Raw genomic sequence first — 20,197 nt, 5'->3', positions numbered from 1 at the left:
TGCAATGATGGTCGGCATGAGCGCTCCCGACGAGCAAGACGCCCAGCGCGTGACAGCCGAGGAGTTCGACGACGGAGCGACTTCCGAGCTCGGTGACATCGAGATCGTGGATGGGCGCGTCGTTCAGATGATGGCGCAGAGCCCGGTGCACAGCCGGGTGGTACGACGGCTGGCGGGGCTCCTGGAGGCAGGACGTCGCCCCGGGGGGCCATGCATGGTGGTTGATTCCGACGTCGCCGCCCGCTTCGCCGACAGTGATTCGGCCGCCGCCGACCGCCGCCTGAACATTCGGTACCCCGATATCTGGATCCGAGACTGCGAGCCGTACAACGTGAATACGGTCCGCGACCACATCCTGCTCATCGTCGAAGTGACCTCCGAATCGACGATCGACGCCGACATCACCGACAAGCGCATCCAATACGCCATGGCGGGCGTCCCGCGCTATCTGATCGTCCGACTGGACCAGAAAGAAGAGCGGATCGAGGAAATCGAGGAATACCGCCTCGACTGGTCCGGCCGCCGCTACCGCGCCCACGACGTCCACCGCCGTGTCCTCCTGCTCGATGATCCCGTCGAGGCGACGATCCCGTTCGACGTCTTGGAACAGGCTTAGGGGTTCGACGGGTCGGAGGTGAGCGGTTCACCCGGCGTCAGGATCCGGGCAGCGGCCTCGGCGCGGTCGACCCAGTCGAGCCAGGGGCCCGCGCCGAGGCGGGGTTCGCCGTAGCCGTCGGTGGTGCGGACGATGCGGGTGCCGGGCTGTTCGAGCCAGCGGACCAGCAGGCCCGCCTCCTCGGGGAGGGCGCCACGCAGCGGGGGGAAGGCGGGGGTGTCGCCGGAGTCCGGGAGCGGTTGGGGGAGGACGGTTTCGGCGGCGGCCGCGAGGCGGTCGACCACGGCCATGGGGGAGATGCCGCGGACCGCTGTGCCCGCGGCGGCCAGGCGGGCGTGGCGGATGATCGCGAACTGCCAGCCACCGGCGCCGTCGGGGTGGGCGGCAATCAGCTCGGGGATGGCGGCCAGGGCGGTGAGGCGCTGGGTGCGGCGCAGGGCGCGGACCACCGCGACGGTGCGGTCCCGGAGGCGGGCTGCGGCCTCGAAATGTTCTGCGGTGGAAAGGGTTTCGAGTCTCACGGCGATGGCGTGCAGCAGTGCGTCGTCCACGCCGGTGAACAGGGCGCGGATGGCGGCGGGGGTCGGTTCGTACTCCTCTATATATAGGGGGCTGTTCTCGGTGGCTGCGGGGCAACCGCCGACGATGGCGGGCTGGCAATCGTGGCGGCCCGTCCGCGGGATGCGGGTGGTGCAGGTGCGCAGGCCCGACTGCTCGGCGAGGGTGGCCGCGATCTCCTGGGCGTCGGTGCGGGAGGTGAACGGGCCCAGCGCATCCCGGGTGGGGGTGCGCGAGACGGCGAAGCGGGGGAAGGGCTCGTCGGTGAGGGTCAGCCACCACGCGCGCTGCGGGAACTTCGAGCGCCGGTTGTAGGGCGGGGTGTGGGCGATCAGCAGCCGCAGCTCGCGCACGCCCGCCTCCAGGCCGTGCGCGCACTCGACATGATCGACGCGGGTGGCCAGCTGCACCATCTCGCGCATGCGGGGGCGGGTATCGGAACCGGTGAAGTAGTTGCGGACGCGGCGGCGCAGATTCACCGCCGTCCCTATATAGAGGACTTCGTCGGAGGGGCCGCGGAACAGGTACACGCCCGGGGTCGCCGGAAGGTCCGCGGCCATCACGCGTTTCGCGCGCTGGCGGCGGGTCACCTCGGGGAGATAGTCGAGCAGCTCGGTGAGACTGTGCACGCCCTGATTGCCGACCCGGGCGATGAGCGCGTGCAGCACGTCCACCGTCGCCTTGGCGTCGTCGAGGGCGCGGTGCGTCGGCCGGGTCTCCGCGCCGAGCAGCTGCGCCAGGTACCAGAGCTTGGCCGAGGGCGCCTCGTCCTTGGGCAGCACGCGGCGGGCCAGCTGGACGGTGCACACGTGTTGGAAGGCGGGCCAGGCCACTTCGCACTTCGCGGCGGCGGCCTTCAGGAAGCCCAGATCGAAACGGGCGTTGTGGGCGACCAGCACCGCGCCGCGCGCGAACTCCAGGAACCCGGGCAGCACCTGCTCGATCCGGGGCGCGTCGATCACCATGGCGGTCGTGATGCCGGTGATCTGCACGATCTGTGGCGGGATGGCGCAGCCCGGATTGACCAGGGTCGCGAACTCGCCGAGCACCTCACCGCCGCGCACCTTGACCGCGCCGATCTCGGTGATCGAGTCGCCCTCGGGGCTGGTTCCGGTGGTCTCCAGGTCCACGACCACGAACGTTGTGTCATAGAGCGGGGTTTCGAGCTCATCGAAGGCCAGCTGTCCGGACACGAGGGGCAAGCCTAGGCGCAGGGTCCGACAACTCCGCCCGAAGTTGATCTTTCGAGGCGGCCTGGGGAAATGCTCGAAAATACGATGACGATTCTCGAGATGAAATCCCCGAATTGAGCGAATATGCGCGTTTGTGACCAGGGTCACAGTTATTCACAAAATGGATCAATTTTGTGGGGGAGGGCGGTTGGTCCGGATTCGCGTGTGGCGAGTGCTGGCCCGGTGTCCCGCGCCCGGGCGCGCCGGGTGTCGGTCCGGGAATCCCCCAGGTCGCGGGCCATGGCGATGACCTGGAGTTATGCGGAATTTGCCAAGGTCGGAGGGGCCTCGGACGGGCGCTTGCTACCGGCGGGTAGCTCTCAGGACGCTCTCAGAAAAACGGCCGCTGTTATCGTTTCGTGATTGCTGTGACGTTTGTCGCACCGAAATGCGAGTGCGCAACAATTTTGAGTCAGGCATCGACCACCTCGGCTTTACAAAGCACCGTTATGTCCTCGTAATCTTCCTGAGACCTCGCGGAGTCCGACGCACCACCGGGTGCGGCGTCGCGGGGCAGATTGGAAGTACCTCACCATGGCGACCACCACCGTCAAGCGACAGGTCCGGGGCATGCAGCGCACTGCGCGTCGCGCCGCCGCGGCCGGCGCCGTCGGCGCTGCCACGCTGAGCGCGCTGCTGCTGCCCGCTACGCCCGCGGCCGCTCAGCCGGTCAACACCCCCGTCGGCGTCATCGACGTGCCCGACGCCATCCAGCTCCCCGCCGGGATCCCGGGCCTGCCCGAGTCCCTGCCGGTGACCATCCCGGCTCTGCCCGGCATCGAGGTCCCGGGTGTCCCGGCGCCCGGCCCGCAGCGCAGCTTCCGTCAGGCCGCGGTCGACGCCGCCATGAGCCGCGTCGGCGACCCCTACGTGTACGGCGCCGCCGGCCCGAACGCCTTCGACTGCTCGGGTCTGGTCCAGTGGTCCTACGCCCAGGCCGGCGTCAACCTGCCGCGCACCAGCTACGAGCAGGCCGGTGCGGGCAGCCCGGTCTCCTACGACGCCCTCGAGCCGGGCGACGTGGTGTCGTTCTACGGCGGCGGCCACTCCGGCATCTACATCGGCGACGGCAATGTCGTGCACGCGTCGACCTCCGGTCAGCCCGTCAAGGTCGCCCCGATTTCGTCGATGCCGTTCTCGGGCGCCACGCGCATCTGATCCCTTGCTCTACCGGGGGATTCGTCCCCCAGCCGACCGCGGGCGGGCGACCCGCGGGGGAAACGGCGACCGTAATGCTTCCGTGGCCTGCTGGACACAAGCGGTCGCCGTTTCGTAATCTTACCGAGACCTTCTGACCGGCTCGGGGTAAGAGAACGGGACGACACCAGCGGTGGCAGCGCAACAGCGACATCAGCGGACACACAGTGAGCGGACCAGGCGACTGGTAGGAGGAGCCTTCACGGTCGGGGCCCTCATGGTCGGCACCTACGGCGGCTACGGCTTCGCCGGGGCCGATCCGGTGGCCGCACCGGCTTCCGCGGGCGACGCGGTGCAGAAGCTCATCGACCTCTCCCGGCAGTCCGAGCAGATGAATCAGCAGGCGCTCGACGCCCAGGCCGATCTCGACGCCAAGTCCGCCACCGCGGACGCCGCCGACCAGCGCGCCGCCGACGCGGCCGCCACGCTGGACGCCGCCAAGGCCGAAATCCGCCGCTACCAACCGGTCATCGAACGCGCCGCGACCTCCGCGCTGCTCGGCAGCCGCACCAACCGGATCACCTCGCTACTGGTCAGCAATTCGCCGCAGCAGCTGCTCGACCAGATGTCCATCGTGGACCTGGTGGGCGCGCGCACCAATGATCAACTGGCCCAGTATCAGAAGGCCACCACCGCGGCCGCCGCCGCCGAATCCGGTGCCCGCGCCGCCGCCGACTCCGCCCGCGCCGCCAGCGCCGCCGCCGACCGGGTCCGCACGGACCTGGAGGCCAAACGCGCTGCGCTGCAAGGCTCGATGGCCCAGGTCATCGCCGCGTGGGGCCAGCTCTCGGCCGGTGACAAGTCCGCGCTCGCGGGCTCCATGTTCCCGCCCGGCTTCGATCGCGACAGCCTGCTCAAGGGTCTGGTCCCGGGTTCGGGCACCAGCGCGCTGGCCGCGGGCCTGACCCGGGTCGGCGATCCGTACGTCTGGGGTGCCACCGGACCGGACCAGTTCGACTGCTCCGGCCTGGTGCAGTGGGCTTTCCATCAGGTCGGCAAGAGCGTGCCGCGCACCTCGCAGCAGCAGGCCGGATACGGCACGCCGGTCGACGAGAAGGACCTGCAGCCCGGTGATGTGGTCTTCTTCTACTCGGATATCTCGCATGTGGGCATCTACGCCGGCAACGGGTTGATGCTGCACGCGTCGACTTTCGGCGTTCCCGTCCAGGTCGCGCCGCTGGGTTCGACCCCGTTCCATTCGGCTCGTCGGTACTGAACGAGAGGCGGCGATGAGCGCTCTGCGGCAGGTCCGCGGCTGGCTGTCGGCGAAACGGCGGTTCCAGTTCGTGCTCACCCTGGTCATGGTCAGCGCCCTGACCGGCGCGTGCGGCGCGCTGCTCATGCTGCCGAACTCGGTGCTGCCGACGCTGCGGGCGGTGGTGCCGGGCCAGGACGCGAGCCAGGCCACCGATCCGCAGGTGCCGCTGGTGAAGCGGTCCATGGACGCCTACGGGAAGGTGGTCGCCGAACCGGTGCCGACCGGATCGGGCCGGACCGGCATCGTGCTCGGCCATCCGGGCCAGCGCGCCGACCTCGATGTGCTGGCGAGCGAACTCGCGGCATCCACCGCGGCGGTCTCCGCGCTGTGGGGCCAGGACTGGAATCGGGCGCCGGTCGTGGTGGTCGCCTCCAGCCCTTCGGAATTCGCGGCGCTGACCCGCGCCACCGGTGACGTGCCCGCCGAGGTCGCCGCCTCCACCGTCGCCGACCCGTACCGGCCCGGCACGCAATTGACCGGGCAGCGCGTGGTTTTCGGGCCCGACTCCGGACGCCGCCTGGGCGCGGACGGACTGCGCTCGGTGCTGCGTCACGAACTCACCCACATGGCCAGCCGCGCGGTGACCGTCGACGGTTCGCCGATGTGGATGCTCGAGGGTTTCGCCGAGTATTCGGCGCACCGCGGCATGCGTCACCCCGTCACCCAGATCGCCCCGACCCTCACCGCCCGCGCCCGCGCCGGTGACCTGCCCGCCGATCTCCCCGCCGACGCGATGTTCGAACCCTCCAGCGGCAAGGCCTCGCTCGCGTATGAACAGGGCTGGTCCGCCTGCGCTTTCATCGCCGACCGCTACGGCGATCAAGCCCTGGTCGACCTGTACCGGCAGCTGGCCTCCGGACCGAAGGACCGGGCCGCCGTGGAGGCCGTGCTGCGCGACGCGCTCGGCACCACCTACACCGACCTCGTCGGCGGCTGGCGCGCCTGGCTCACCAGCCGCACGACCGAGGGCGCGTAAAGCCGCCTGGTCCGCGGGTGCAGTAGGTTTGTGGCATGGGGCGAACTCTGCTGGTTACCAATGATTTCCCGCCGCGACCCGGCGGGATTCAGTCGTATCTGCACGCGCTCGCCCAACAGCTGCCCGCCGACGAGCTGGTGGTGTACGCGCCGCGCTGGAAGGGCGACAGCCACTGGAAGTTCGACGCGCAGCAGCCGTTCCAGGTGGTGCGGCATCCCACGACACTGATGCTGCCGACGCCGCTGGTCGCGCGCCGAGCCAGGAAACTTCTGCGCGACGAGCAATGCGATCGGGTGTGGTTCGGGGCGGCCGCGCCGCTGGCGCTGATGTCGCCGGTGCTGCGCAAGGCCGGGGCCGAACGGATTCTCGCGTCCACCCACGGCCACGAGGTGGGCTGGTCGATGCTGCCCGGCGCGCGGCAGGCGTTGCGGGTCATCGGCGATCACACCGATGTCGTCACCTATGTCAGCAAGTACACGCGGCGGCGGTTCGCGGCGGCGTTCGGCGCGCAGTCGGCGCTCGAGTATCTGCCGCCCGCCGTGGACTCCGAGGTGTTCAAGCCGGATCCGGCCGCGCGCGCCGAATTGCGGGCGCGCTACGGGCTGGGGGACCGGCCGACCATCCTGTGCCTGTCGCGGCTGGTGCCGCGCAAGGGGCAGGATTCGCTGATCGCGGCCATGCCCGATATCCGCAAGCGGGTCAAGGGCGCGGTGCTGGTGATCGCGGGTGGCGGACCCTATGAGCAGAAGCTGCGCGAACTGGTCGCGGCCCTGGGCGTTTCCGACAGTGTGGTGTTCACCGGCCGGGTGCCGTCGCAGGAGCTGGCCGCCCACCACACCATCGCCGACGTGTTCGCCATGCCCTGCCGGACCCGCGGCGCGGGCCTGGACGTCGAGGGCCTGGGCATCGTGTTCCTGGAGGCCTCGGCCACGGGAGTACCGGTGATCGCGGGCAATTCGGGCGGTGCGCCCGAGACCGTGCGCGAGGGCGAGACCGGCCGGGTGGTCAACGGCCGCAAGCTGGAGTCGCTCGCCGACGCCATCGTCGACATCCTCTCCGACCGCGACGCCGCGGCCGCCATGGGCGCGGCGGGCCGCGCCTGGGTGCAGCAGCAGTGGCGCTGGGATCTCATGGGTCAGCGACTACAGCAGCTGCTGGATCCGAACCTGCGCCCCAGTCACCTGGGCTGAGCCGCCGGTCCAGGTCGGCGCGGGGTCTGAGGGGTGACGCATCCTGCGATAGGCTCACCCGCGTGAGCAGTATCCAGGTTGCCGATATGACTTTCATCGCCGCGCCGGGCGAGGCCGTGGCCGAGATCTTGGCCGATCGCGGGCGGTGGCGTCAGTGGTGGCCGGACCTGCAATTGGACGTGCGGGAAGATCGGGGCGACAAGGGAATCCGCTGGACCGTCAGCGGGGGCGCCGAGGGCACCATGGAACTCTGGCTCGAGCCGATGCTGGACGGCGTCCTCATGCATTACTTCATGCACGCCGAACCGCGCGGCGGCGTCGCCGGTATGTCCGGGCGTGACCTGCTGGCGCTCAACCGCACCCGCCGGGTCGCGGGCAAGGTCATGTCGTTCGAGATCAAGGCCCGCCTGGAGGCGGGGCGCAAGGCCGGGGTCGCGCCCGCGGCCGCTCACTAGAAAGGAAGCGTTGCCGCCCATGGCCGATCGAACTCAGCGGTCGATCGTGATCGACGCCCCCTCGGACCGAGTGATGGCCGTCATCGCCGACCTGGAGTCGTATCCGGAATGGGTCTCCGCGGCCCGCTCGGTCGAAGTCCTCGACAAACTACCCGACGGCCGGGCCCGCACCGCGCGCTTTGTGCTGGACGCCGGGGTCGTGAAGGACACCTACACTCTGGCCTACACCTGGCGGCCCGACGGCCGCGCGGTCAGCTGGAGCCTGGTCGCCGGGGAACTGCAGAAGGCGCAGGACGGCACCTACGAACTGATCGCCCTGCCCGACGGCACCACCCAGGTGGTCTACGAGCTGACCGTCGACCTGAACATTCCGATGATCGGCATGTTCAAACGCAAGGCGGAGAAGGTCATCACCGACACCGCTCTCAAGGAACTCAAGAAACGGGTCGAAGGCTGACCGCCGGCGGTACCGAACGCCCGACCCGCCCCGTCGCCCGAGTCGAGCTGTTCATCGGCAAGGGCGGCGTCGGAAAGACCACCCTCGCCTGCGCGACCGCGATCGCCTACGCGCGGACCGGGCGGCGGGTGCTGCTGGCCTCCCTCGATCAGGCGCACTCTCTGGGCGACGCGCTCGGCTACCGGTTGCGCCACGGCGCGAAACCGGCGGTGGCCAGCGTTCCGCTGCCCGTGTTCGCCACGGCCGCACCGGATCTCGCCCGCGACCCCGAGGCCACCGATCCGGGGCTGCCGGTGGTCGGGTCCGCCGCCGCGCCGGCCCTCGACGTCATCGAGGTGGATTCGCTGGCGCTGCTGGAGGATCGCTTCCGGCAGGTGCTGATGATGGCTTCCGGCGCCGGGCACGAGCACGGATTCGATCTGGGCGCACTGGATCCCGCCGAGCTCACCGGGCTGCCCGGGGTGCAGGAACTGCTGGCGCTGCTGGAGATCACGCAGTTCGCGAAGGACCAGCGGTGGGACGTGATCGTGCTGGACTGCCCGCCCTCGGCGGACATGCTGCGCATCGTGACCGCCCCCGACACCCTGCTCGGCTATCTGGAACGGGTGTGGCCCGCGCACTCTCGCACCATGGAGGCCATCGGCGCCGACTTCCGCAAGGCGGTGCTGGCGGTGACCGTCGAACAGATCGTGGACGCGGTGACCGAAGCCCGTGACCTGCTGGCGGATCGGACTCGCACCGGCGCGCGCCTGGTGACCGTCGCCGAACAGGTGGCGGTGGCGGAATCGGCGCGGGTGCGTTCGGCCGCCGCGCTGCTGGGCCTGCGCCTGGACGCGGTGCTGGTCAACAAGGTGCTGCCGGAGATGCCCGAACCGCACCCGGCCGCGCCGGAGCATCCGGCGGTGCAGTGGTATTTCAACCGGCGCGGTGAGCAACTCGACGTGGTGACCGAGCTGCGCAAGCGGCTGAGCGAGGTTCCGGTGCAGGTGGTGGGGCATGCCGGGACCGAACCGGTGGGGTTGGGCTCGCTGGCCGCACTGTCCTACGCGGTGGACGCGAGTGGTAACTGGGTGGGATGGCGTCCGGTCCCTATGCTTGGCACAGACGCGGACGGGGCGCCGCCCGTCGCCGCCGAACCGGTGGTCCGGCTCGAGTCCGGGGCGGGGGTGGCTTCGGTGTTCGCGATGCGCATGCATCTGCCGGTGGTCGATGCGTCGACACTGCGGCTGGGACGAGTGGAGGACGATTTGATCGTGGGAGCGGACGGGGTCCGGCGGCGATTGCGGCTGGCCCCGGTATTGCGGCGGTGCACGGTCGACGCCGCCGAACTCGACGGCGACCACCTGGTGATCCGCTTCCGGCCCGACCCGCAGGTCTGGCCGAAATGACCACCACGCACCACCCCCGCCCCGGCCACCCGGAGGAGAACCTCGGCGAATTCGCCGAGGAGTTACGGCTGCTCGCCGAAGCCCTGCTCGAACGCGTGGAACCGGTGTTGCGCCGCACCGCGTCCGACGGGCGCACCGAATGGTCCAGTTGCAGTTGGTGCCCGGTGTGCGCGGCCGCCGCGATCGTGCGCGGCGAGCACCACGACGTGGTGGCGGCCATCGCCGAACACGGCACCGCCATCGTGACCGTGCTGCGCGAGGCGCTCGCGGGGGTGCCGGTGGACCCGGTGATCCCGCCCGATCTGGATCCCGAATCGCCGGAATATCAAGCCTGGCACCGGTATTCGCACGGAGCCGGGACCGAGTCCGGCGCAGGCGATCTGCCGTTCGCCGACGCCTACGCGAACGCCCGCGGCGAACACGACGAGGAGCACGGGTCGACGGGGCCCGAATCCACCGCGAGCCCAGCCGAATCCGCCGGCCACCACGGCGCTGCCGCGAACCTCGCGGCGGTGTTCGCGCGGTTCGTCGCGGGTGCGCAGGGTCGTGCGGCGGCTCGCGCCCGGGACCACCACGACGACGACGAGTCCGACGATTCGATGGGGCAGGGCCCCGGCGCGGCACGCCGCCCAGAGGACCCGGACCCGGTGTCGGGCACGGGCTTTCGCGCCACGAACGGTGCGGACGATCGGGTGGACGTCGCCGCGCAACCGTTCGGGCCGCCGGTGGCACGCCCCGCCGACGACCCCGCCCGACCGGCGACCCCGGGCGATCCGGCCGCGGGACCGTCCGGTCGTGAGGCCTCCGCGCCGGGTCGCGCCGCGCAGTCCGGGCGGCGGCCCACACGGGGCAAGTATGTGCCGATCGACGTAACCATCAAGGCATGACGGGCGGTGTGGATGTGCCGTTGACCGTGGGTATCGATGTGGGCGGCACCAATATTCGGGCGTCGGTGGTCGACGGTGCGGGCGAGGTCCTCGACACCGTGACCGCGCCGACCCCGCATTCGGCGCGCGCCCTCGAGGACGGCCTGGCCCGCGCGGTGCGCGAACTGCGCGGCCGCCACGCCATCGGCGCGGTCGGGCTGGCGGTAGCGGGTTTCGTCGACGAGGACCGCGCCACCGTGCGTTTCGCCCCGCATCTGCCGTGGGAGGACGCCCCGGTCGCGCAACGGCTCACCGATCGGCTCGGCCTGCCGGTGATCCTGGAGCACGACGCGAATGCCGCGCTGTGGGCCGAATACCGGTTCGGCGCGGCGGCGGGCGGGCGCAATGTGGTGCTGGTGGCCATCGGCACCGGCATCGGCGCGGCTCTCCTGATCAACGGCCAGCTGTATCGCGGAAGCTACGGCGTCGCACCGGAACTCGGGCATCTGCAGGTGGTCCCGAACGGCCGGGCCTGCGCGTGCGGCAAGCGCGGGTGCTGGGAACGGTATTGCAGCGGAACCGCTCTGGTGGACACCGCGCTGGAACTGCTGGCCACCGATCCGCAGCGCTCCACCGTGCTGGCGCGGGAGGCGGGCCGGGACCCGGGCTCGCTGACCGGTCGCCGGGTGGCGGGCGCGGCCCAGGACGGCGACCCGGTCGCCCTCGAGGTGATGGCGGACTTCGCGCGCTGGCTCGGCCTGGGCCTGGCGTTCGTGAGCGACATCTTCGACCCGGACCTGATCGTGGTGGCGGGCGGCGTCAGCAGTTCGGCCCCGCTGTTCCTCGACGAGGCCCGCGAGCACTACGCCGGTTCCATCACCGGCGCCCGCCACCGCCGCCTGGCCCGTATCCGCACCGCCCAATTGGGTGAGGCCGCGGGCATGATCGGCGCGGCGGAACTGGCGCGCGCGGCGGTGCTCGCCGACTCGAACGCAGTGTCGGTCGCCCCCGCGCGACGCTGAGCGCGGGACCTGCTCACCGACTTGGGTATTCCGGAGCGTGGGACTTTGGTCCCGGGATCAGAGAAACGGGTCACCACGGTTGGTTGCCGAGTTGTCTCGGCGGTAGGGTAGGCAAGCGAGTGGTGGTGCCCGCAATGAGGCCGGTCCCGGGTATCGAAAACAGGGGAAAGGACGCGATGTTCTACTGGCTGCTGAAGTTCGTCTTGGTGGGGCCGCTGATGCATCTCATCAACCGGCCCGAGGTCGAGGGCGTCGAGAACATTCCGCCGAAGGGTGCGGCCATTCTGGCCGGCAACCATCTGTCGTTCACCGACTGGTTGTTCACCCCGCTGATGAGTCCTCGCCGGATCACCTACCTGGCCAAGGCCGAATACTTCACCACCCCCGGTCTCAAGGGTCGGCTGCAGAAGTTCTTCTTCTCCGGCACCGGCCAGTATCCCATCGATCGTTCCGGTGCGGACGCCGCCGAGTCGGCGCTCAACACCGCGCGCAAGCTGCTCGGTGAGGGCCGCCTGGTCGGCCTGTACCCCGAGGGCACTCGTTCGCCCGACGGCCGCCTCTACAAGGGCAAGACCGGTGTGGCACGCCTCGCCCTGGAGACCGGAGTGCCGGTGATCCCGGTCGCCCTGATCGGCACCGACGAGGTGTGCCCGCCCGGTCCGTTCCGCTGGCGGCCGCGCAAGGTGACCGTGAAGTTCGGTGCGCCCATCGACTTCTCGCGCTACGAGGGCATGGGCGGCAACCGCTTCGTCGAGCGCGCCGTCACCGACGAGATCATGTACGAGCTGATGCGGATGGGCGACCAGGAGTACGTGGACGTCTACGCCGCGAGCCTGAAGAAGGGCGTGCCCTCGGGCAGCCGCCCCGACGCCGACCGCGTCCCGGAGACCCTGGCGGGCTAGTCCCCGTCGGATGGAACCGGAAAGGCCCCGGGAGACCAAGTCTCCCGGGGCCTTTCGCATGCCCGGTGTCGCGGCTCAGACCGCTCGGATCCGCCGGTGGGCTTCGATGGCCTCGAATTTGGCCAGGTTGTGGCGGGCGTCGGCCAGCGCGTCGTGCGCGTCCTTCGGCACCGGCGGCAGCGGCGGGCGGCCGTGCTGGTCCCAGTGCTGGCGCAGTTCGTTGGTGTAGCGGGGCAGCGCGTTGGGCAGGTCCACCATCGAACCCCACAGCTGGCACAGCGCGACATGGTCGTAGGCGCCGACCCAGGCCCACAGCTCGGGTTCCACGCCGGGGCGCGGGACCAGGAACTTGTAGAGGTCGTCGCGGATGCGCTGACGGGAACGCCACAGCGGCGAGGAGGTGGGCGGGAGTTTCGGCAGTACGTTTCGCCGGACGAAAGGGCCCGCTTTGTCGGCATTGAATTCGTTCGAGATCGCATAGAATTCGCGGCCATCTTCGCAGACCACCGCAATGGACACCAGGTCTATTACGACCCCATCCTCAATGAATTCGGAATCGTAAAAATACCTCAAGCGATGGTCCTTTCGAGTAACCTGAAGAGCGGTGCGTAAAATCGATCGTGGGGGTATTCAGGTGGAATCAGTTTGTGTTGTTTCCGATTGCTCTCGGACGGTGCCGGAGCGCTACTCGCGTGGCATGTGTCATCGGCATTATGTCAAGGAGCTCCAAGAGGTGTATCCGCGATGCTCGGTTGCGGGTTGCGAGCGCCCGGCCATCCTGAAGCGCGGTGTCTGTCGTCCTCATCAGACGCAGATTCGCCGGTGGGGTTCGGTCGAGGCCGCGCCGGGACGAGGCGCGCCCGGACGACGTCGTAAGAGTACGCATGACGGTCGTAGTCGCATTACTTCGTTCGGTTATCGGCTGCTCCGGCTTCCGGAAGGCGGTTGGATGCTGGAGCATCGCTTGATCATGGAGCAGGTTCTCGGCCGAAAGCTGTATCGGGGTGAGAACGTGCACCATATCAATGGTGACAAGCTCGATAATAGGCCCGAGAATTTGGAACTGTGGATCACGGGTCAGCCGATCGGGCAGCGAGTCGAGGATATGCTCGATTGGGCGCGCGAAATTATCGCTCGGTATGACCCGGAAGGAGCGCGCTGACTTAGCTTTCGGCGGCAACCACCGGAAGCCCTTCCGTTCGTCAACGCGTTTCAATCGGTTCCCTCGACTCTGTCTGCCTCTGTCGAACTGTACGGGCCGAGCGCCGGGTGAGAGGACACCAGCCCTGGGTGTGCTTCGCCTGTCCAAGAGCAATCCGTATTCTGAACACGTGAACTGGACCGTCGACGTACCGATCGATCGCCTGCCGGAACTTCCTCCGCTGCCTGACGAGCTCCGTCGGCGTCTCGACGAGGCGCTCGCCCGACCGGCCCTACAGCAGCCGTCCTGGGATCCCGAGCAGGCCGAGAAGATGCGCACCGTCCTCGAGAGCGTGCCGCCGATCTGCGTGCCCGCCGAGGTCGAGGAACTGCGCCTACGCTTAGCCGAGGTAGCGCGCGGCGAGGCCTTCCTCATGCAGGGTGGTGACTGCGCGGAGACCTTCGCCGACAACACCGAACCCCACATCCGCGGCAATATCCGCACCCTGCTGCAGATGGCGGTGGTGCTCACCTACGGCGCGAGCCTGCCCGTGGTGAAGGTGGCCCGCATCGCGGGCCAGTACGCCAAACCCCGTTCCGCCGACGTCGATTCGCTGGGCCTCAAGTCCTACCGCGGCGACATGGTGAACTCGCTGGTCGCCGACGCCGGGCTGCGCGAGCACGACCCGTCGCGCCTGGTCCGCGCCTACGCCAACGCCTCCGCGGCGATGAACCTGGTGCGTTCGCTGACCTCGGCCGGCATGGCCGATCTGCACAAGGTGCACGACTGGAACCGCGAGTTCGTGGCGCAGTCCCCGGCCGGGGCCCGCTACGAGCAGATGGCCACCGAGATCGACCGCGCGCTGGCGTTCATGAAGGCCTGCCGGGTCAACGACCCGAACCTGTCCAGCGCCCGCCTCTACGCCAGCCACGAGGCGCTGGTGCTCGACTACGAGCGGGCCATGCTGCGCCTGAGCGAGCACCCCGTCACCGGCGAGCCGGTGCTCTACGACCTGTCGGCGCACTTCCTGTGGATCGGTGAGCGCACCCGTCAGCTCGACGGCGCGCACGTCGGGTTCGCCGAGCTGATCGCCAACCCGATCGGCCTCAAGATCGGCCCGAGCACCACGCCGCAGCAGGCCGTGGAGTACGTCGAGCGCCTGGACCCGAACAACGAGCCCGGCCGCCTGACCATCGTGGCCCGCATGGGCAACCAGAAGGTCCGCGACGTGCTGCCTCCGATCATCGAGAAGGTGCAGGCCACCGGCCACCAGGTGATCTGGCAGTGCGACCCCATGCACGGCAACACCCACGAGGCGTCCACCGGCTACAAGACCCGCCACTTCGACCGCATCGTCGACGAGGTGCAGGGCTTCTTCGAGGTGCACCACGCGCTGGGCACCCACCCGGGCGGCCTGCACATCGAGCTCACCGGTGAGAACGTCACAGAATGCCTCGGTGGCGCGCAGGACATCTCGGACCTCAATCTGGAGGAGCGCTACGAGACCGCGTGCGACCCGCGCCTGAACACCCAGCAGTCCCTCGAACTGGCCTTCCTGGTCGCGGAGATGCTGCGCTAGCTGGATGCGGCTCGCAGAAGATTCGAGTGCCCGGACCACGTCAGCGGTCCGGGCACTCGCGTCTGTATTGCGTTGTCCAAGGCGACTATTGATCTCGTAGCGGTGGGGGTAACTCGTCGGGTACGTCCAGAATCGGTTTGATACGAACCGAGATCCGGATGCGAGACGGTCGGCGGCTCTCAGCTGCCTGCTGAAGTCGCGGGGAGGCGGTTACGGTATGGCGACGATGGTGACCGTGGAGCCGGGTTCGACCGCGTCGCCGGGGGCGGTGCTCTGCGAGATGACGATCGAGCTGTCGTTGTTCGCCAGCTGGCGCACGGTGACCGAGAGCCCCATCTGCTGCAGTTTGCCGCGCGCGGTGCCGACATTGGCGCCCAGCAGATTCGGCATGTCGAGGGCGCTGTTGAGGATCAGGACCACGCCGGAGCCGGTTTCGGCGCTGGTGCCCGCGGCCGGATCGGTGCCGATCACCTGGCCGGACTTGATCTTCGGGTCGAACTGCTCGCGGGTGGAGCTGACGGTGAGTCCGGCCTTCTGCAGGGCGATCTTGGCCTCCTCCTGCGTCTTGCCGCGCAGGTCCGGCACCTTGACCGGCAGGGATCCCTTGCTGCGGTAGACCTTCACCTGGCCGTTGGCCGGGAGGACGGTGCCGGGCGCCGGATCCACCTTGGCGAGTGAGCCTTTCGGAGCGGAACTGCCCACCTCGCCCGCGTCCACGGGGGTGAGCCCGGCGTCGCGGATGGCCTTGTTGACCGAGCTGACGTCCTGGCCCGCGCTCACGTCGGGAACCTTCGGCTTGCCGCTGGAGACCAGCACCGCGACCAGGGAACCCTTGGTGACGCGGGTGCCGGCGGGCGGGTCGGTGCCGACCACGTTGCCGACCGGGATCATGTCGGAGGGCTTGTTGCGGGTCTCGGTCTCGAAGCCCGCGTCCTCGAGCGTGGAGACCGCGCGCTGGGTGTCCATGCCGGCGATGGTGGGCACCGGCGAATAGCGCCCGACGCCCAGCCACCAGCCTCCGATGCCCAGCAGCACCGCCAGCGCGACCACGATGCTCAGCCACACGACGACCCGGCGCCGCGATTTGCCGCGGTCCTCGATCAGATCGGAGCCGGGGTGCTGGGCGCCCGGCGGCGGGGCGTAGTCGTTCTGCCGGTACTCGGCCGGGATCTCGCGCGCCGCGGTCATGACCCGGGTGTGCTGGGGCTGCTGCGGCGGCGCGAACACGGTCGGCGGGTCGGCAGGCAGCCGCGTGGTGGCATCGGCCTGGAACCGGGTGGTCTGGTCCGCCGCGCCCGGAATCGGCCGCGACGGGGGATGTACGGGGCCGCGCGGGGCCGGTGTGGGCCCGACCCGGTACTTGGCGCTGAGGTGCTCGGCGGATTCGGTCGGCGCGGGCACCCGGTAGTCGGGCAGTTGCAGTTCGCGGGCGACGCGGCGCAGTTCGTCGGCCATCTCGGTGGCGTTGGAGAACCGGTGCATGGGTTCGCGGGCGGTGGCGTGCGCGACCAGCTCGTCGATCTCGGCGGGCACGCCGCCGATCAGGCGGCCGGGCGCGGGCACGTCCTTCTCGACCCGCTGCAGGGCGATCGAGAGCGAGTTGTCGCCGGTGAACGGGGTTCGGCCGGTGAGCATTTCGAAGATCAGGATCCCCGCGGAGTACACGTCGCTGCGGGCGTCGGCGCTGCCGCTGGTGACCTGCTCGGGGGAGAGGTAGGCGGCGGTGCCGAGAATGACGCTGTCGGAGGTGATCTTGGCCTCGGCGACCGCGCGCACCAGACCGAAGTCGGCGATCTTCACCTCGCCGGAGTCGGAGATGAGCACGTTCTCCGGCTTGATGTCGCGGTGCACCAGCCCGGCCGCGTGGGCCACACCGATGGCGTAGAGCACGGGTTCGGCGACAGAGCGCACCGCGTGCGGGGGCATGGGGCCGCGTTCGCGCAGCAGTTCGCGCAGGGTGCCGCCCTCGACCAGTTCCATGATGAGGAACGGGTGGTCACCGTCCACGCCCTGGTCGTAGACCGCCACCAGGGAGGGGTGTTTGAGCTTGGCCACCGCTCTCGCCTCGAGTTCGAAGCGGGTGAGGAATTGCGGGTCGGAGGCGAACTTCGGGTCCATCACCTTGATGGCGACCGGTCGGTCCAACCGGGTGTCCACCCCCCGGAACACCATGGACATACCGCCACGCGCGATCGGCGCGTCGATGCGGTAGCGCCCTTCCAGCATCTGGCCGATCAACTGCGACCCTTCCGATTTTCGTCAATGCCGCCCAGCGCGGCTCACCCGATGGTAGCCGCGTCGGGGTGTGATGCGACTGTGGCGACGCGAGAGACTACCGTGGTCGGCGTGAGTGCCTTTCCTTGCAGCGAAGACGTCCTGCCGGATTCGGTGACCCTGATCCCGCTGCCCGACGTGGCCGAGCAGCTGGGCATGGTGGTGACCCGGGTCCATCAGATGCTGCGTGACCATCAGATCATCGCGGTCCGCCGGGACGGTATCGCCGGTATCCCGAAGGAGTTCTTCGACTCCACCGGCGCCGTCGCCAAGCACCTGACCCCGCTGATCACGGTCATGCGTGACGGCAAGTACACCGACCAGGAAATCCTCGAGTGGATCTACACCGAGGACGAAACCCTGCCCGGCCGTCCCATCGACGCCATCCACGGGCCGCTGGCCCGCGAAGTGATCCGCCGCGCCGCCGCGGACCCCTTCTGACATAGCCCGACCGCGGACGCGGTCAGTTCCCGAGGGGACTGGCCGCGACGAATTCGCGTGCCACGACCCGGAGCCGGCGGTGCTGGGGGACGACCGCTCGGCCGGTGAAGACGGCGTAGTCGGCGCGCTCGATCTCGTCGAGGATGCCGCCGTAGAGGGTGGCCGCCGTCCGGATGGCCGGGCGCACGCGCGGGGCCAGTAGTTCGATGCCCGGGGTGGCGCGACGGTAGACACCCCTGTTGATCGCGATCAGATGTGCGAGCGCACGCCGCACCCGCGGCTCGGTGCGGCCGGATTCGCGGCAGTGGAACAGCAATTCGTCGTCCACGCCGAAGGCCGCCAGTTCGTCGGCGGGCAGGTACACCCGGCCGCGGCCCAGATCCTCGCCGACATCGCGCAGGAAGTTGGTGAGCTGGAAGGCTTCCCCGAGCGCGGCCGCGGCCGGTTCGGCCTCGGCGACCGGGACGACGGTGCCCAGCACCGGCAGCAGTTGCAGCCCGATGGCGGCCGCCGAGCCGCGCATGTAGTCCTCGAGCTCGCCCATGGTGGGGTAGCGGTCGCGGTATTGGGGCGCGCCCGGAATGTCCATGCGCATGGAGTCGAGGAACACCCAGAAGTGTTCGGCGGCAATCGAGTACCGGCGGATGGTGTCGGAGACCGCGAGCAGCACCCGCTGTTCGTGGCTGTCGCCCGGTTCGGTGGGCGCGTCGGCCAGCCGGGCCCGCAGTTCGTGTTCGATCCGGTCGAGCCGGGCCGCGGATTCGGCGGCCCGGCTGGGCGCGTCGCTCGCGTCGACGATGTCGTCGACCAGGCGGGCGAAGGCGTACAGCGCGTGCACGGCCGGTCTTCGCTCGGGTTCCAGCAGCCGGGTCGCGAGGAAGTAGGTGCGTCCGTGGGCGGCGGCGATGCGGCGGCAGTCGCGGTAGGCGCGGTCCAGCATCACGCGGGGCTGGGCGCGGGCGCGCCGGCGAGCTGATCGGAATGCGGGCGTCCGGCACGCAGTTTCAGCGGATCCACCTTGCACAGCGAGACCGCGGCCACCACGGCGGCGACGATCGCGAGGGTGCCGTGCACATAATCGGACACGGGTGCGCCGTCGGGCTGGAAGATCAGCATGAGCCAGGTACACAACCCGACCAGGACCTGCAGTGTCCGGGTGGACAGCGCGAAGCCCGCGGCCAGGGCCAGCGGCCACGAGTAGTACCAGGGCAGTGCGGCGGGGGACAGGATCACGATGGCCACGAACGCGACCAGAATGCCGAGCACGGCCTCCTTCTCGCTGTTCTTGAACCGCCACCAGGCCCACACCAGGATGGCGACCATGGCGATCGCGCACAGCATGCGCGTCCACGGCAGCACCTTGTCCATCGGCAGCGGAGTCACCCAGGTGACGACGTGGGCCATGATGGTCGGCAGCGAGAGCCAGTTGATGATCTTCTTGGAGCCCGACAGCGCGGTGAGCCAGCCGATCTGGTGATCGCGCAGCCCGGTCGCGAAGGTGGCGACGGCGAACACGGCCGCGAACACCGCCACGCCGAGCGCGCCGATCTTGGCGAAGGTGCGCAACGGATGCGGCAGTTCGCCCTCGTGCTGGGCGGCGCGGCGTTCGCGTTCGTGAATCATCCAGATCCACACCAGGAACGGCAGCGCCACGCCCGCGGTCGCTTTCACGGCCACGCCGATGGCGACCACCACGATGCCCGCGGCGTGATGGTGTTCGAGCACCAGCGCGATGCCCGCGGCCATCAGGCCGACCATGAGCATCTCGTTGTGCACGCCGCCGATGAGGTGGACGAGCACCAGCGGGTTGAGCACGGCCAGCCACAGCGCGGTGGTGGGCTTGCCGCCCAGGTGCTTGGTCAGGTGCGGGACCGCCCACACCATGAGCGCCAGCCCGGGCAGCATGACCAGCCGCAGCGCGATGGTCCCGGCCACCACGTTGTCCCCGGTGATGGTGGTGATGGCGCGCCCGATGAGCAGGAATACCGGCCCGTAGGGCGCGGTGGTGGTGGTCCAGACGGGGCTGACATTGTCGAGCAGGACCGCGGCGTTGGCCTTCAACTCCACCGGCCCGTACAGGTACGGGTTGATGTTGTCGCGCAGCATCGCGCCCTGCGCCAGATAGGAGTAGGCGTCGCGGCTGAACATGGGGACCGCGAACAGCAGCGGGAAGGTCCAGACGCCGACGATGCCGCGCAGTTCGTTGAGGGTGACCGAGGTGCCGGGCTGGCCGCCGATCACGATGCGCCCCAGCCGGACCCACGCGGTGATCATGGCGATCACGCCGAGCCACACGAACATCGACGACAGCACCAGGCCGTGCCCGAACCGCAGCCACGACAGGTGCATGGCCTCGAGCAGCGGGTCGCTGCGCCGCACGCCGCCCGCGCCGAAGCCGCCGAAGGTGATCAGCAGGGCGCCGAAGAAGCCGAGCGTCGCGGCGTGTCCCTCGGGGGTGCGGGCGAAGTCGGCGGCGTGGCGCACCCGGGTCTGCCAGCTCGTCCGGGCACTCGGAGACGGAGCGTCCGGGTCGGCGGCATCCGTGGTGCTCGGAGCGCCGGCGGGACGGGTGGCGACAGCGCCGGTGTCGGGGGTGGCTGCGTCCATATCGGGGGTCGGCATAGGCGGTCGTTCCCCCCGGAAAG

The 20,197-nt window shown here is 69.6% G+C and carries 19 protein-coding genes; 14 read left to right on the top strand and 5 right to left on the bottom strand.

The window, feature by feature from the left end:
• The first annotated feature begins 16 nt into the window (after positions 1–16).
• Complete coding sequence (locus ACQP06_RS24665) at positions 17–616, top strand: Uma2 family endonuclease (RefSeq protein ID WP_433666822.1); 600 nt, start codon at positions 17–19, stop codon at positions 614–616.
• Here ACQP06_RS24665 and ACQP06_RS24660 read toward each other — a convergent pair.
• A complete protein-coding gene (locus ACQP06_RS24660) occupies positions 613–2,367 on the bottom strand; it encodes a DEDD exonuclease domain-containing protein (RefSeq protein ID WP_433666821.1) in 1,755 nt (584 codons plus the stop codon). The genes ACQP06_RS24665 and ACQP06_RS24660 overlap by 4 nt on opposite strands.
• A gap of 573 nt (positions 2,368–2,940) precedes the next feature.
• Here ACQP06_RS24660 and ACQP06_RS24655 point away from each other — a divergent pair.
• The 10 genes from ACQP06_RS24655 to ACQP06_RS24610 all read left to right on the top strand — a co-directional run bounded on the left by ACQP06_RS24655 (position 2,941) and on the right by ACQP06_RS24610 (position 12,117).
• Positions 2,941–3,564 carry a C40 family peptidase gene (locus ACQP06_RS24655; protein WP_433666820.1) on the top strand — a complete coding sequence of 208 codons (624 nt, stop codon included), beginning with the start codon at positions 2,941–2,943 and terminating at the stop codon, positions 3,562–3,564.
• 256 nt (positions 3,565–3,820) lie between these two features.
• Complete coding sequence (locus tag ACQP06_RS24650) at positions 3,821–4,819, top strand: NlpC/P60 family protein (RefSeq protein WP_433666819.1); 999 nt, start codon at positions 3,821–3,823, stop codon at positions 4,817–4,819.
• 13 nt (positions 4,820–4,832) lie between these two features.
• Entirely contained in the window at positions 4,833–5,837 is a 1,005-nt protein-coding gene (locus tag ACQP06_RS24645) for a hypothetical protein (RefSeq protein ID WP_433666818.1), read from the top strand.
• A gap of 35 nt (positions 5,838–5,872) precedes the next feature.
• Positions 5,873–7,027, top strand: a complete 1,155-nt coding sequence (locus ACQP06_RS24640; protein ID WP_433666817.1) for a glycosyltransferase family 4 protein — start codon at positions 5,873–5,875, stop codon at positions 7,025–7,027.
• A 62-nt stretch (positions 7,028–7,089) separates the two neighbouring features.
• Positions 7,090–7,482: a polyketide cyclase / dehydrase and lipid transport gene (locus ACQP06_RS24635; RefSeq protein ID WP_357094963.1), complete on the top strand. Its 393-nt coding sequence runs from the start codon at positions 7,090–7,092 to the stop codon at positions 7,480–7,482.
• A 19-nt stretch (positions 7,483–7,501) separates the two neighbouring features.
• Positions 7,502–7,939, top strand: coding sequence for an SRPBCC family protein (locus ACQP06_RS24630; RefSeq protein ID WP_357286651.1), 438 nt, complete (start codon positions 7,502–7,504; stop codon positions 7,937–7,939).
• Positions 7,936–9,327 carry an ArsA-related P-loop ATPase gene (locus ACQP06_RS24625; RefSeq protein ID WP_433673424.1) on the top strand — a complete coding sequence of 464 codons (1,392 nt, stop codon included), beginning with the start codon at positions 7,936–7,938 and terminating at the stop codon, positions 9,325–9,327. Before ACQP06_RS24630 ends, ACQP06_RS24625 begins: the two co-directional genes overlap by 4 nt.
• Positions 9,324–10,214 carry a hypothetical protein gene (locus tag ACQP06_RS24620; protein WP_433666816.1) on the top strand — a complete coding sequence of 297 codons (891 nt, stop codon included), beginning with the start codon at positions 9,324–9,326 and terminating at the stop codon, positions 10,212–10,214. The genes ACQP06_RS24625 and ACQP06_RS24620 overlap by 4 nt, the downstream gene beginning before the upstream one ends.
• Positions 10,211–11,215, top strand: coding sequence for an ROK family glucokinase (locus ACQP06_RS24615; protein WP_433666815.1), 1,005 nt, complete (start codon positions 10,211–10,213; stop codon positions 11,213–11,215). Before ACQP06_RS24620 ends, ACQP06_RS24615 begins: the two co-directional genes overlap by 4 nt.
• A 176-nt stretch (positions 11,216–11,391) precedes the next feature.
• Positions 11,392–12,117: a lysophospholipid acyltransferase family protein gene (locus tag ACQP06_RS24610; protein ID WP_379279610.1), complete on the top strand. Its 726-nt coding sequence runs from the start codon at positions 11,392–11,394 to the stop codon at positions 12,115–12,117.
• 75 nt (positions 12,118–12,192) lie between these two features.
• Here ACQP06_RS24610 and ACQP06_RS24605 read toward each other — a convergent pair whose 3' ends face one another.
• Positions 12,193–12,690 (bottom strand): polyadenylate-specific 3'-exoribonuclease AS, encoded by a 498-nt coding sequence (locus ACQP06_RS24605; RefSeq protein ID WP_433666814.1) that lies wholly within the window; start codon positions 12,688–12,690, stop codon positions 12,193–12,195.
• A gap of 376 nt (positions 12,691–13,066) precedes the next feature.
• Here ACQP06_RS24605 and ACQP06_RS24600 point away from each other — a divergent pair, with 376 nt between their 5' ends.
• Both ACQP06_RS24600 and ACQP06_RS24595 read left to right on the top strand, forming a co-directional pair.
• Complete coding sequence (locus ACQP06_RS24600) at positions 13,067–13,279, top strand: HNH endonuclease signature motif containing protein (protein ID WP_433666813.1); 213 nt, start codon at positions 13,067–13,069, stop codon at positions 13,277–13,279.
• Between the two features lie 169 nt (positions 13,280–13,448).
• Positions 13,449–14,837, top strand: a complete 1,389-nt coding sequence (locus tag ACQP06_RS24595) for a class II 3-deoxy-7-phosphoheptulonate synthase (protein ID WP_357094978.1) — start codon at positions 13,449–13,451, stop codon at positions 14,835–14,837.
• A 210-nt stretch (positions 14,838–15,047) separates the two neighbouring features.
• On the opposite strand, the gene pknB is transcribed toward ACQP06_RS24595, so the two are convergent.
• Complete coding sequence (gene pknB / locus ACQP06_RS24590) at positions 15,048–17,075, bottom strand: Stk1 family PASTA domain-containing Ser/Thr kinase (protein ID WP_433666812.1); 2,028 nt, start codon at positions 17,073–17,075, stop codon at positions 15,048–15,050.
• A 108-nt stretch (positions 17,076–17,183) separates the two neighbouring features.
• Here pknB and ACQP06_RS24585 point away from each other — a divergent pair, with 108 nt between their 5' ends.
• Positions 17,184–17,552 carry an Rv2175c family DNA-binding protein gene (locus ACQP06_RS24585; RefSeq protein WP_433666811.1) on the top strand — a complete coding sequence of 123 codons (369 nt, stop codon included), beginning with the start codon at positions 17,184–17,186 and terminating at the stop codon, positions 17,550–17,552.
• A 22-nt stretch (positions 17,553–17,574) separates the two neighbouring features.
• Here the strand turns inward: ACQP06_RS24585 and ACQP06_RS24580 are convergent, their stop codons facing one another.
• Complete coding sequence (locus ACQP06_RS24580) at positions 17,575–18,492, bottom strand: phytoene/squalene synthase family protein (protein ID WP_433666810.1); 918 nt, start codon at positions 18,490–18,492, stop codon at positions 17,575–17,577.
• Positions 18,492–20,174, bottom strand: coding sequence for an alpha-(1->6)-mannopyranosyltransferase A (locus ACQP06_RS24575; RefSeq protein ID WP_433666809.1), 1,683 nt, complete (start codon positions 20,172–20,174; stop codon positions 18,492–18,494). The genes ACQP06_RS24580 and ACQP06_RS24575 overlap by 1 nt, the downstream gene beginning before the upstream one ends.
• Positions 20,175–20,197 lie beyond the last annotated feature (23 nt).

The sequence above is a fragment of the Nocardia sp. CA-136227 genome (assembly GCF_050955695.1).
In the GTDB taxonomy this organism is placed as follows: domain Bacteria; phylum Actinomycetota; class Actinomycetes; order Mycobacteriales; family Mycobacteriaceae; genus Nocardia.
Note: the sequence above shows the minus strand (reverse complement) of the source record. Positions and strands in the feature narration are given on the sequence as shown.